Raw genomic sequence first — 12,573 nt, 5'->3', positions numbered from 1 at the left:
CCATTTAGTGCGCATTTTTTCATAAGGTGCGCTCTCATACTTTCCGCACGAACTTCAATAGATCAATCTCCGCGGCGCTGTCACCTTAGCATCGTCGGCATCCCCCGAACGGGTCGGGGAGAGACGCGCAGGAGGTTATATGACCACATTTCACAGCGCCAACATCGCTCTCGATTATCAGGATATCGGCTCAGGGCCGCTCACGCTGGTGCTGCTGCCCGGCTGGTGCGAGCCGAAAACCGTGTTCGATCCCTTCATCGCCCTGGCGGCAGAACGTTATCGGGTGATCAGCATCGACTGGCGCGGCCACGGCCTGTCGTCAAAAACGGCGGAGATGTCGCTCGCGGCGGACGATTTGCTGGAAGATGTGCGTCAGCTACTGACGGCGCTGCGTTTGGACAACGTGGTGACTCTGTCGGTGGCGCACGCCAGCTGGCTGGCGGTGGCGTTGGCCGAAGCGTTGCCGCAGCGGGTGCGGGGCATGGTGTTTCTCGATTGGATCATGACGCAGCCGGAACCGGCGTTCTTTACGGCGGTGAGCCGCATGCAGCAGCCGCAGCAGTGGCTGGCGGCGCGCGACGCCTTGTTCGCCTTCTGGCAGGGCGGCATCCGCCACGAACGGGTCAAACGCCATCTGGAGGTCGAGATGGCACAAGAAGATTACCGGCTCTGGCGTGCCGCCGGCGTGGCCATCGAACAGGCCTACCGGCAATTCGGCTCGCCGCTGCAACGTCTGGCGGGAATGAGCGCGCCGCCGCCGTGTCGCCACATCTACTCGCTGGATCGCCGCGACGACTATCTGCGGCGCCAGCAGGCATTTGCCGCCGAGCAGCCGTTTTTCTCCGTGGTGCGTTTGGGGGAGGCTCGCACTCACCTCGGCATTCTGGAACGGCCCGACGCGGTGCTGTGGGCGGTGGAGGATTTTTTGGCGCCGTAAACGCCGCCCGAGGGAGGTCGCCGCCGATAAAGTGGGTTTCAACACCTTAGAAAGCCTGTATAATGCGCGGTTCGATCCTGATAAATGTATTGTTACCGTTGTGGCGGTTGGCCGCGGCGGTTATCCCCCCGACGCCTGTGAAGGCGACATTAGAGGTTGCTCAATGAGCGAAAAGTTACAGAAAGTTTTAGCGCGCGCCGGGCATGGCTCGCGTCGTGAAATCGAAACCATGATTGAAGCCGGGCGCGTCAGCGTCGACGGCAAGGTCGCCAAGCTGGGCGATCGCGTTGAAGTGACGCCGGCGATGAAAATTCGCCTGGACGGTCATGTCCTGTCGATCAAAGAGTCTGAAGACGTGGTCTGCCGGGTGCTGGCCTACTACAAACCGGAAGGCGAGCTGTGTACCCGCAGCGATCCTGAAGGCCGCCCGACGGTGTTCGATCGTCTGCCTAAGCTGCGCGGTTCGCGCTGGGTGGCGGTAGGGCGCCTGGACGTCAACACCTCCGGTCTGCTGCTGTTCACCACCGATGGCGAACTGGCCAACCGTCTGATGCACCCGAGCCGTGAAGTGGAGCGCGAGTACGCGGTACGCGTGTTCGGCCAGGTCGACGATGCGAAAGTGAAGCAGCTGAGCAAGGGCGTGCAGCTGGAGGACGGCCCGGCCGCCTTCCGCACCATCAGCTTCCAGGGCGGTGAAGGCCTCAACCAGTGGTACAACGTGACCCTGACCGAAGGCCGCAACCGTGAAGTGCGTCGCCTGTGGGAAGCGGTGGGCGTGCAGGTGAGCCGCCTGATCCGCGTGCGTTATGGCGACATCGATCTGCCGAAAGGCCTGCCGCGCGGCGGCTGGGCCGAGCTGGATCTGCCGGCGATCAACTACCTGCGCGAGCTGGTGGAATTGAAGCCGGAAACGGTCAGCAAGATGCCGGTGGAGCGTGAGCGCCGCCGCGTGAAGGCCAACCAGATCCGCCGCGCGGTCAAGCGCCATTCGCAGGTGGCCAGCAGCGGCCGCCGCAGTGCGCCAGGCAGCAAGCCGGGTAAACCGGGCAAGCCGAGCAAACGCAGCTAATCTCTCATTCTGGCCCCGTTCGGGGCCAGAACTTTTGTTACCAATCGATCCCCTGTTGCGCCTTCACGCCCGCATCAAACGCGTGCTTCACCGGCCGCATCTCCGTGACCGTATCCGCCAGTTCCAGCAGATCGCGATGGCAACCGCGCCCGGTCAGGATCACCGTTTGGTGCGCAGGGCGCTCCAGCAACGCGGCCTTCAGCTCTTCCAGTTCCAGATAGCCGTAGGTCAGCATGTAGGTCACTTCGTCCAGCAACACCAGATCCAGGCTGCTGTCGGCCAGCATGCGTTTGCCGTGTTGCCACACCGCCTGGCAGGCGGCGGTATCGCCGGCTTTGTTCTGCGTCTCCCAGGTGAAGCCGGTGGCCATCACCTGAAATTCAACGCCGTGTTGCTGCAGCAGATTCTTTTCGCCATTGGGCCATTCGCCCTTGATGAACTGGATCACCCCGGCGCGCATGCCGTGGCCGACCGCCCGGGTGACGGTGCCGAAGGCGGCGGTGGTCTTACCCTTGCCGTTGCCGGTAAACACCAGCAGCAGGCCGCGCGTGTCCTGCGCCGCGGCGATACGCGCATCGACCTGTTCTTTCAGGCGCTGCTGACGCTGTTGATGACGATCTTCCGCCATGAAAACGCTCCTTATTCGGCCGCGCCGGGTTTACGGTTCGGTTGGGCGTCGAAGCTCATGCCGGTTTTGCGGCGGCTGTCTTCGCCCATCAGATACAGATACAGCGGCATGATATCGGCCGGGGTTTTCAGCTTGTTCTTGTCTTCGTGCGGGAAGGCAGATGCGCGCATTTTGGTGCGGGTGCCGCCCGGATTGATGCAGTTCACTCGCAAATTGCGGTTTTTATACTCGTCGGCCAACACCTGCATCATGCCCTCGGTGGCGAACTTCGACACCGCATAGGCGCCCCAGTCTGCGCGGCCGGTGCGCCCGACGCTGGAACTGGTGAACACCAGCGAACCGGCGTGGGATTTCAGCAGCAGCGGCAGCAGCGCCTGAGTCAGCATAAAGGTGGCGTTGACGTTAACCTGCATCACCTCTTGCCACATGGTCATCGACAGGTCGGCCATCGGCGCGATGTCGCCGAGCAGGCCGGCGTTGTGCAGCACGCCGTCAAGGCGGGGGATCTGGCGCGCCAGATCGTCGGCTATCTGCCGGCATTGCTCCGGCGTGGCGTGCAGCAAGTCCAGCGTCACCACCAACGCCGGGGCGCCGCCCTGGGCCGCGATCTCTTGTTGTACCGCCAGCAGCTTGCTTTCGGTACGCCCCAGCAGCACCAGCCGGGCACCGAAGCGCGCGTAGGTCAGCGCCGCTTCGCGGCCGATGCCGTCGCCGGCGCCGGTGACCAGAATGATACGTTGTTCGAGCAGATCTTGCTTGGGTTGGTAATGCACGATAAATCCTCGCCTGGGTGGCCGTTCTCCCGCAGATATCGGGGAGCAAGAGTGAAACGCGCGGCCGGGGCGGGAGCGAAGGCCCGACCGTCTGCGGGCCGCGCAGCGAATGCGTCTCATCATATTGATGAATAATGGGTGTTATATGCCTTAATCCGCCGGCATTTTCAATGCGTAGCAGGCTGAAATGGCATTCTTTTGTAACAAAAGCGCGGCGGCGACGGCTTGGTTCGGCCGCAAATCGTCCCCATAGTGATGCTCCGTGCGCAATGAATTTTCATTTAGCCGCGACAGCAGCCGCTGCGGTTGGCTAAAATGGGAAGAATCATACTAACAACCTGTAAATAAAGGCGGAATCTGTGGAGTTTATATCTGTTTATGGCCTGTTTCTGGCCAAGGTTGCCACGGTGGTGCTCGCCATCGCCGCGTTGGCCATCCTGGCTGTCAGTCTGGGGCAACGCAAGAGCCGCCAGAAAGGGGAGCTGCAGCTGACCGATCTCGGTGAACAGTATCGCGAGATGCAGCGTGACATGCGCCTGGCGCGCATGGATACCGCCGAGCAAAAGGTTTGGCTGAAACAGTTCAAGAAACAGACCAAGGCCGACGACAAGCTGAAAAAGCAGCGCGCCAAGTCCGGCGCGGTCGAGGTGGCCAAGCCGTGCCTGTATGTGCTGGATTTCAAGGGCAGCATGGATGCGCACGAGGTGACCTCGCTGCGCGAAGAGATCTCGGCGGTGCTGGCGGTGGCGTCGGCGCAGGATGAAGTCCTGCTGCGGCTGGAAAGCCCTGGCGGAGTGGTGCACGGCTACGGCCTGGCGGCCTCGCAGCTGGAGCGCCTGCGTAAAGGCGGCATTCGCCTGACGGTGGCGGTGGATAAAGTGGCGGCCAGCGGCGGCTACATGATGGCCTGCGTCGCGGATCGCATCGTGGCGGCGCCGTTCGCCATCATCGGCTCGATCGGCGTAGTGGCACAGATCCCGAACTTCCACCGCCTGCTGAAGAAGAACGACATCGACGTGGAGCTGCACACCGCCGGGCAGTTCAAACGCACGCTGACGCTGTTCGGTGAAAACACCGAGCAGGGGCGCGAGAAGTTCCGCGAAGATCTGAACGAAACCCACGAGCTGTTCAAACGCTTCGTGCATGAGCAGCGCCCGTCGCTCGACATCGACAGCGTCGCCACCGGTGAGCACTGGTTCGGTTCACAGGCGAAAGAGAAGGGCCTGATTGACGCTATCGGCACCAGCGATGACTTGCTGATCGCCGAGCTGGATAACCACGAAGTGATCGCCGTGCGCTATTCGCGCCGCAAACGCCTGATGGATCGCTTTACCGGCAGCGCGGCGGAAAGCGTCGATCGCTTGCTGTTGCGCTGGTGGCAGCGTGGGGAAAAGCCGCTGCTGTAACGGCGGCGATAGCGTGAATCAGCGGGGGCCGGGCGCCCCCGTTTTCTTTTCTCAATCGACCAGGTGGTATTTTTCCGAAAGCAGATGGGCCAAATGTTTAAACATATTAAATACCGCGGTGGTTTTGGCGGTGGGCAATCCGTCGGCATCCAAAAAGTATTCGCCGCGGAAAACTAAAACGCCGTTTTTTTGTTCAACGTCGGTGGCGATCATGCCGTGCAGATAATCTTCGTGTTGGCGGATGATGTTATTTGCTTCCGCCAGCAGGGCCTCGCGGCCGATAGGGGCAGTATTTGTGCGCATTTATTAGACTCCAAACTAAAAACTCTGCGCATATTCTAACGCCGGTTCGCTTTTATCCGCAAACCGACTAAGGTTTATTTGCCGTCTGGATGGCCATGCGCGGCCGCCGGTTGGCGAAATCGGTCTTTCCGTGCTAATTAGGTTGCGTGACGCTTTTTATCAGGTACAGTGTGGGATTTTGCGGCGTCGGGTGGAAGGTTTTGTTTACGCCATGAATAAAACTCACACAGCCATACTTCTGGGGCATGGGTGAATAGCAGGCAGGATCAACAACTTGCGTTCAGGTTGAGCGGTTGGGCAACCAAAAGAAAAAAATCTGTTGATCTCTTGCCAGACTGCCGCAATATAAAAAAAGAGACACGAATTGCCGCGGCACGGCGAGATAAAAGACTTCTTTTTAGAAGAAATAAATTAGGTAAAGGTAAATATGGGTAAAGCTCTCGTAATAGTTGAGTCCCCGGCAAAAGCCAAAACTATTAATAAATATTTAGGAAGTGACTACGTGGTGAAGTCCAGCGTCGGTCATATCCGTGATTTGCCGACCAGTGGCTCAGCCAGCAAAAAGAGCGCTGACTCAACCGAAGACAAAGCCAAGAAAAAAGTTAAAAAAGATGAGAAGGCGGCGCTGGTAAATCGCATGGGCGTCGACCCTTATCACGGCTGGAAAGCGCATTATGAAATCCTGCCGGGTAAAGAAAAAGTGGTCGCCGAGTTAAAATCGCTGGCGGAAAACGCCGACCACATTTATCTCGCAACCGACCTTGACCGCGAAGGGGAAGCCATCGCTTGGCACCTGCGGGAAGTGATCGGTGGGGATGACAAACGCTTTAGCCGCGTGGTGTTTAACGAAATCACCAAAAACGCGATCCAGCAGGCGTTCAAACAGCCGGGCGAGCTGAACATTGACCGCGTCAACGCGCAGCAGGCGCGCCGGTTCATGGACCGCGTGGTGGGCTATATGGTCTCGCCGCTGCTGTGGAAGAAAATCGCCCGCGGCCTGTCCGCCGGCCGCGTGCAGTCGGTGGCGGTGCGCCTGGTGGTTGAGCGCGAGCGCGACATCAAGGCCTTCGTGCCGGAAGAGTACTGGGAGCTGCATGCCGATCTGCTGGCGAAGGGTGAAACCGCGCTGCAGATGGAAGTGACCCACGCGCACGACAAGCCGTTCAAACCGGTCAACCGCGAGCAGACTCACGCCGCGGTCAAGCTGCTGGAAAAAGCCCGCTACACGGTGCTGGATCGCGAAGACAAACCGACCAGCAGCAAACCGGGCGCGCCTTTCATTACCTCCACGCTGCAGCAGGCCGCCAGTACCCGCCTGAGCTTCGGCGTGAAAAAAACCATGATGATGGCGCAACGGCTGTATGAAGCCGGCCACATCACCTATATGCGTACCGATTCCACCAACCTGAGCCAGGATGCGCTCAACATGGTGCGTGGTTACATCGGCGACAACTTCGGCGACAAATACCTGCCGAAGGCGCCGAATCAGTACAGCAGCAAAGAGAATTCGCAGGAAGCGCACGAAGCGATCCGTCCTTCGGACGTGAACGTGCTCGCTGAGCAGTTGAAGGACATGGAAGCGGACGCGCAGAAGCTGTATCAGCTGATCTGGCGCCAGTTCGTTGCCTGCCAGATGACGCCGGCGCAATACGATTCCACCACGCTGACGGTGAAGGCCGGCGATTATCAGCTGCGCGCCAAGGGCCGTACGCTGCGCTTTGATGGCTGGACCAAGGTCATGCCGGCGCTGCGCAAGGGCGATGAAGATCGCACCCTGCCATACGTCGAAATCGGCAGCGAACTGGATCTGCAGAAACTGATCCCAAGCCAGCACTTCACCAAGCCGCCGGCGCGCTACAGCGAAGCCTCGCTGGTGAAAGAGCTGGAAAAACGCGGCATCGGCCGCCCGTCCACCTACGCCTCCATCATCTCGACCATTCAGGATCGCGGTTATGTACGGGTGGAAAGCCGCCGCTTCTATGCCGAGAAAATGGGCGAGATCGTCACCGATCGCCTGGAAGAAAACTTCCGCGAGCTGATGAACTATGACTTCACCGCGCGCATGGAAGATGGTCTCGATGAGGTCGCCAACAACCAGGCCGAGTGGAAAGCGGTGCTGGACGAGTTCTTCGTCGACTTCAGCGAACAGCTGGAAACGGCGGAGAAGGATCCGGAAGAAGGCGGCATGCGGCCTAACCAGATGGTGATGACCAGCATCGACTGCCCGACCTGCGGCCGCAAGATGGGCATCCGTACTGCCAGCACCGGCGTGTTCCTCGGCTGTTCCGGCTACGCGCTGCCGCCGAAGGAGCGCTGCAAAACCACCATCAACCTGGTGCCGGAAGCGGAAGTGCTCAACATCCTCGAAGGCGACGAGGCGGAAACCAACGCGCTGCGCGCCCGCCGCCGCTGCAAGAAATGCGGTACGGCGATGGACAGCTATCTGATCGACAACCAGCGCAAGCTGCACGTCTGCGGTAACAACCCGGCGTGCGACGGTTACGAGATCGAAGAGGGCGAGTTCCGTCTGAAAGGCTACGACGGCCCGGTGGTGGAGTGCGACAAGTGCGGCTCGGAAATGCACCTGAAAATGGGGCGTTTCGGCAAGTACATGGGCTGCACCAACGAGAACTGCAAAAACACCCGCAAGATCCTGCGTAACGGCGACGTCGCGCCGCCGAAGGAAGATCCGGTGCCGTTGCCGGAGCTGCCGTGCGAGAAGTCCGACGCCTATTTCGTGCTGCGTGACGGCGCTGCCGGCGTGTTCCTGGCGGCCAACACCTTCCCTAAATCGCGCGAGACCCGCGCGCCGCTGGTGGAAGAGCTGGCTCGCTTCAAGGATCGCCTGCCGGAGAAGCTGCGCTATCTGGCCGATGCGCCGGTGGCGGACGCCGAAGGCAATAAAACGCTGGTGCGTTTCAGCCGCAAAACCAAACAGCAGTACGTCTCTTCTGAAAAAGACGGCAAGGCGACCGGTTGGTCCGCGTTCTACGTGGACGGCAAGTGGGTCGAAGGCAAGAAGTAAGGCCAATGTCCCGCCCGCAAGATGAAAAACCAGCCCTGGCGGCTGGTTTTTTATTGGTGAAAAGGGGGAAACGGATCTATCCTTTGCTGTTTTTACCCCTCCGTCACCGCCGTTTCACGTTGATACCAATGCAAAATAATCGTTATCATAGTGTGACGCGGATCTATACTTGAAGCTGCAACGTGGTATAGTGGTTATATAAAAAGTTTTTTTATTATTAAAGCTTATTAACAACGGCGTTTTCTTCACCATCAGGGTAAAACACGGTGTTTATGGCTTGTGAGTTTCAGCATACCGGGGCGACACCGATATACCTGGCTGCGGGTAAGCCGCAGTGTTTAACCTAGGATGGTATAAGATATGAAATTGCAGCAGCTTCGTTACATTGTGGAAGTGGTTAACCACAACCTGAATGTCTCCTCGACGGCAGAAGGGCTCTATACCTCGCAACCCGGCATCAGTAAGCAGGTGCGCATGCTCGAAGATGAGCTGGGCATCCAGATCTTCGCCCGCAGCGGCAAACACCTGACCCAGGTCACCCCGGCCGGCCAGGAAATCATTCGCATCGCGCGTGAAGTGCTGTCCAAGGTGGATGCCATCAAAGCTGTTGCCGGTGAACATACTTACCCGGACAAAGGCTCGCTGTACGTCGCCACCACGCATACCCAGGCTCGCTACGCCTTGCCCAACGTCATCAAGGGCTTTATCGAGCGTTACCCGCGCGTCTCGCTGCACATGCACCAGGGCTCGCCGACGCAGATCGCCGAAGCGGTCTCCAAAGGCACCGCCGATTTCGCCATCGCCACCGAAGCGCTGCACCTGTACGACGATCTCATCATGCTGCCGTGCTACCACTGGAACCGCGCGGTGGTGGTGAAGCCCGATCATCCTTTGGCGGGCAAAAGCAGCATCAGCATTGAAGAGCTGGCGGCTTACCCGATCGTTACTTACACCTTCGGTTTTACCGGGCGTTCGGAGCTGGATACCGCTTTCAACCGCGCCGGCCTGACGCCGCGCATCGTCTTTACCGCCACCGACGCCGACGTGATCAAAACCTATGTGCGTCTGGGATTGGGGGTGGGGGTGATCGCCAGCATGGCGGTGGATCCGGTGCAGGATCCGGATCTGGTGACGGTGGATGCAAGCGATATCTTCACCTACAGCACCACTAAAATCGGCTTCCGCCGCAGCACTTTCCTGCGCAGCTACATGTACGACTTCATTCAGCGCTTCGCGCCGCACCTGACGCGCGACGTGGTCGACAGCGCGGTGGCGCTGCGTTCCAACGAAGAGATCGAGGCGATGTTCAAGGACATCAAGCTGCCGATTAAGTAACCGTTGACGATATCAAATCAAACCCGGAGAGGCGCCTGCCAAACCGGGTTTTTTTAGCCCGGAAATCCGCACCTTGCTTGTTGATCATCCTGAAAAGTCGCCGTCCTCCAGGAACACTCTCTATCAGGCATCTGACTTTCATATTCTTCGGGATGCGCTGCTAAGGCGTAGCTAACCCCCGCTAAAACCGCGAGATCTTCCTCGCCAAAGTACCGCCTCCTTGCGGCGTTTTCGTTGGCGCGCAGCCTAACCCCTTGGCGGCGTTCGGACTTCCTTTGCGCTGATTGTTCCCGCCTATCGTTGTGATCAAATCGTGTTGTTATCAAAACGTTAACTTATCTTTGTGGTATCTTTAAACAAGACCTCAGTGATTACCCTGTTTTATCACAATAAGAAATGGAGGAGCTATGTCGTCCGATCTTCGTGAAACAAGTATGGATAAGCTGGTTGCGCTGAATAGCGAATATTACTATTACAGTCTGCCGCTGGCGGCGAAGCAGCTGGGTGATATCGACCGGTTGCCGAAATCAATGAAAGTGCTGTTGGAGAACCTGCTGCGCCATGTGGATGGCGATACCGTGCAGGTTGACGACCTCAAGGCCATCGTCGCCTGGCTGCAAACCGGCCATGCCGACCGTGAGATAGCCTACCGCCCGGCGCGCGTGCTGATGCAGGATTTTACCGGCGTTCCGGCGGTGGTGGATCTGGCCGCGATGCGCGAAGCGGTGCGGCGGTTGGGGGGCAACGTCGATCAGGTGAACCCGCTGTCGCCGGTGGATCTGGTGATTGACCACTCGGTCACCGTCGATGAATTTGGCGATGACAACGCTTTTGAAGACAACGTGCGTATCGAAATGCAGCGCAACCACGAGCGCTACACCTTCCTGCGCTGGGGGCAGAAAGCCTTCAACCGCTTCCGCGTGGTGCCGCCGGGCACCGGCATCTGTCACCAGGTCAACCTCGAATACCTCGGCCAAACGGTCTGGCACAGCGACGAAAGCGGCCGCCGCGTGGCTTATCCCGATACGCTGGTGGGCACCGACTCCCACACCACCATGATCAACGGCCTCGGCATCCTCGGCTGGGGCGTCGGCGGCATCGAAGCGGAAGCGGCGATGCTGGGCCAGCCGGTGTCGATGTTGATCCCCGACGTGGTCGGCTTCAAGCTGACCGGCAAGCTCCGCGAGGGCATTACCGCCACTGACCTGGTGCTGACCGTCACCCAAATGCTGCGCAAGCACGGCGTTGTCGGCAAGTTCGTCGAGTTTTACGGCGATGGCCTGGCCGATCTGCCGCTGGCGGACCGGGCAACTATCGCCAACATGTCGCCGGAATTTGGCGCCACCTGCGGCTTCTTCCCGGTGGATGACGTTACGCTCGGCTATATGAAGCTCAGCGGCCGCAGCGCAGAACAAATCGCGCTGGTGGAAGCTTACGCCAAGGCGCAGGGCATGTGGCGCAACCCCGGTGATGAACCGGTCTTCACCAGCTCGCTGGCGCTGGACATGTCGACGGTGGAAGCCAGCCTCGCCGGGCCGAAACGCCCGCAGGATCGCGTTGCGCTGCCAAATGTGCCGCAGGCGTTCAAGGCCGCCACCGAGCTGGATATCGGCGGTCAAAAGGCCAAAGCCGACGGCAAAACCTTTACGCTGGACGGGCAGCAGCACGAACTGCGCGACGGCGCGGTGGTGATCGCGGCGATCACCTCCTGCACCAACACCTCCAACCCGAGCGTGATGATGGCGGCCGGCCTGCTGGCGAAAAATGCCGTCAAGAAAGGGCTGCGCAGCAAGCCCTGGGTAAAAACCTCGCTGGCGCCGGGTTCCAAAGTGGTGACCGACTACTTCGACAGCGCCAAACTTACCGCCTATCTGGAAGAGCTGGGGTTCAATCTGGTGGGCTATGGCTGTACCACCTGCATCGGTAACTCCGGCCCGCTGCCGGATCCGATCGAGCAGGCGATAAAAGAGAGCGATCTGACCGTGGGCGCGGTGCTGTCGGGCAACCGCAACTTCGAAGGGCGCATCCACCCGCTGGTGAAAACCAATTGGCTGGCCTCGCCGCCGCTGGTGGTGGCTTATGCGCTGGCGGGCAGCATGAAGATTGACCTGACCAAAGAGCCGCTGGGCGAGGGCAACGACGGTCAACCGGTCTATTTGAAGGACATCTGGCCGAGCAGCCAGGACATCGCTCAGGCGGTGGAAGAAGTGCGCACCGAGATGTTCCACAAGGAATATGGCGAAGTGTTCGACGGCGACGCTAACTGGCAGGCGATCCAGGTGACCGGCTCGGCGACCTATCAGTGGCAGGAGGATTCTACCTATATTCGTCATCCGCCGTTCTTCAGCACCATGAAAGTGACGCCGGATCCGGTGCAGGACATCAAAGACGCGCGCATTCTGGCGATTCTGGCCGACTCGGTGACCACCGACCACATCTCGCCGGCGGGTAACATCAAGCGCGACAGCCCGGCGGGGCGTTACCTGAGCGAGCACGGCGTGGCGCCGCAGGATTTCAACTCTTACGGCTCGCGCCGCGGCAACCACGAAGTGATGATGCGCGGCACCTTCGCCAATATCCGCATTCGCAACGAAATGGTGCCGGGCGTGGAAGGGGGCTATACCCGCCATATCCCGTCGCAGCAGCAGCTGTCTATCTACGACGCCGCCATGCAGTATCAGCAGGAAAAGGTGCCGCTGGCGGTGATCGCCGGTAAAGAGTACGGCTCTGGCTCCAGCCGCGACTGGGCGGCGAAGGGGCCGCGCCTGCTGGGCGTGCGGGTGGTGATCGCCGAATCCTTCGAGCGCATTCACCGCTCCAACCTGATCGGCATGGGGATTTTGCCGCTGGAGTTCCCGCAAGGGGTGACGCGCAAAACCCTGGGGTTGACCGGGGATGAGCAGATCAGCGTCGGCGGCCTGCAGCAGCTGCAGCCGGGCCAGACGGTGCCGGTGCACATCACCTATGCCGACGGGCGCAAGGAAGTGATCGACACCCGTTGCCGCATCGATACCGGCAATGAGCTGACCTACTACGAAAACGACGGCATCCTGCATTATGTGATCAGGAAAATGCTGTAATTAAGCAATAAAAAGGG

9 protein-coding genes are annotated in these 12,573 nt (G+C 59.7%); 6 read left to right on the top strand and 3 right to left on the bottom strand.

All coding sequences use genetic code 11. The features are described 5' to 3' along the window. Positions 1-139: 139 nt before the first annotated feature. Both SSARUM2_RS13420 and rluB read left to right on the top strand, forming a co-directional pair. On the top strand, positions 140-937 hold the full coding sequence (locus SSARUM2_RS13420; protein ID WP_033634754.1) for an alpha/beta hydrolase: 798 nt from the start codon (positions 140-142) through the stop codon (positions 935-937). Positions 938-1,100: 163 nt separating this feature from the next. Continuing rightward, positions 1,101-2,006, top strand: coding sequence for a 23S rRNA pseudouridine(2605) synthase RluB (gene rluB, locus SSARUM2_RS13415; RefSeq protein WP_060452603.1), 906 nt, complete (start codon positions 1,101-1,103; stop codon positions 2,004-2,006). Positions 2,007-2,043: 37 nt separating this feature from the next. On the opposite strand, the gene cobO is transcribed toward rluB, so the two are convergent. After that, positions 2,044-2,634: a cob(I)yrinic acid a,c-diamide adenosyltransferase gene (gene cobO, locus SSARUM2_RS13410; protein WP_033647573.1), complete on the bottom strand. Its 591-nt coding sequence runs from the start codon at positions 2,632-2,634 to the stop codon at positions 2,044-2,046. Positions 2,635-2,645: 11 nt separating this feature from the next. After that, entirely contained in the window at positions 2,646-3,407 is a 762-nt protein-coding gene (locus SSARUM2_RS13405) for a YciK family oxidoreductase (protein ID WP_033634751.1), read from the bottom strand. A gap of 359 nt (positions 3,408-3,766) precedes the next feature. Here SSARUM2_RS13405 and sohB point away from each other — a divergent pair, with 359 nt between their 5' ends. Next, positions 3,767-4,813 (top strand): protease SohB, encoded by a 1,047-nt coding sequence (gene sohB / locus SSARUM2_RS13400; RefSeq protein ID WP_060425418.1) that lies wholly within the window; start codon positions 3,767-3,769, stop codon positions 4,811-4,813. 51 nt (positions 4,814-4,864) lie between these two features. Here sohB and SSARUM2_RS13395 read toward each other — a convergent pair whose 3' ends face one another. Continuing rightward, the gene (locus SSARUM2_RS13395; RefSeq protein ID WP_033634749.1) at positions 4,865-5,116 is read right to left on the bottom strand and encodes a YciN family protein; all 252 of its coding nucleotides are present in this window, start codon (positions 5,114-5,116) and stop codon (positions 4,865-4,867) included. Positions 5,117-5,543: 427 nt separating this feature from the next. Between SSARUM2_RS13395 and topA the strand changes: the two genes are divergently transcribed. From topA to acnA, 3 genes are all read left to right on the top strand, one after another. Continuing rightward, positions 5,544-8,141 (top strand): type I DNA topoisomerase, encoded by a 2,598-nt coding sequence (gene topA, locus SSARUM2_RS13390; protein ID WP_033647571.1) that lies wholly within the window; start codon positions 5,544-5,546, stop codon positions 8,139-8,141. Between the two features lie 360 nt (positions 8,142-8,501). Continuing rightward, on the top strand, positions 8,502-9,476 hold the full coding sequence (cysB, locus tag SSARUM2_RS13385) for an HTH-type transcriptional regulator CysB (RefSeq protein ID WP_033634747.1): 975 nt from the start codon (positions 8,502-8,504) through the stop codon (positions 9,474-9,476). A gap of 407 nt (positions 9,477-9,883) precedes the next feature. Next, the gene (gene acnA, locus SSARUM2_RS13380; protein WP_060452604.1) at positions 9,884-12,556 is read left to right on the top strand and encodes an aconitate hydratase AcnA; all 2,673 of its coding nucleotides are present in this window, start codon (positions 9,884-9,886) and stop codon (positions 12,554-12,556) included. Positions 12,557-12,573 lie beyond the last annotated feature (17 nt).

This window comes from Serratia sp. K-E0102 (genome assembly GCF_029962625.1).
GTDB classification, from domain to species: Bacteria; Pseudomonadota; Gammaproteobacteria; order Enterobacterales; family Enterobacteriaceae; genus Serratia; species Serratia sarumanii.
Note: the sequence above shows the minus strand (reverse complement) of the source record. Positions and strands in the feature narration are given on the sequence as shown.

Bases quoted from the DNA above. Each gene is read 5' to 3' on its own strand.
- SSARUM2_RS13420 (WP_033634754.1), top strand. From the start codon at position 140: ATGACCACATTTCACAGCGCCAACATCGCTCTCGATTATCAGGATATC.
- rluB (WP_060452603.1), top strand. From the start codon at position 1,101: ATGAGCGAAAAGTTACAGAAAGTTTTAGCGCGCGCCGGGCATGGCTCG.
- cysB (WP_033634747.1), top strand. From the start codon at position 8,502: ATGAAATTGCAGCAGCTTCGTTACATTGTGGAAGTGGTTAACCACAAC.
- acnA (WP_060452604.1), top strand. From the start codon at position 9,884: ATGTCGTCCGATCTTCGTGAAACAAGTATGGATAAGCTGGTTGCGCTG.
- SSARUM2_RS13395 (WP_033634749.1), bottom strand. From the start codon at position 5,116: ATGCGCACAAATACTGCCCCTATCGGCCGCGAGGCCCTGCTGGCGGAA.
- cobO (WP_033647573.1), bottom strand. From the start codon at position 2,634: ATGGCGGAAGATCGTCATCAACAGCGTCAGCAGCGCCTGAAAGAACAG.
- topA (WP_033647571.1), top strand. From the start codon at position 5,544: ATGGGTAAAGCTCTCGTAATAGTTGAGTCCCCGGCAAAAGCCAAAACT.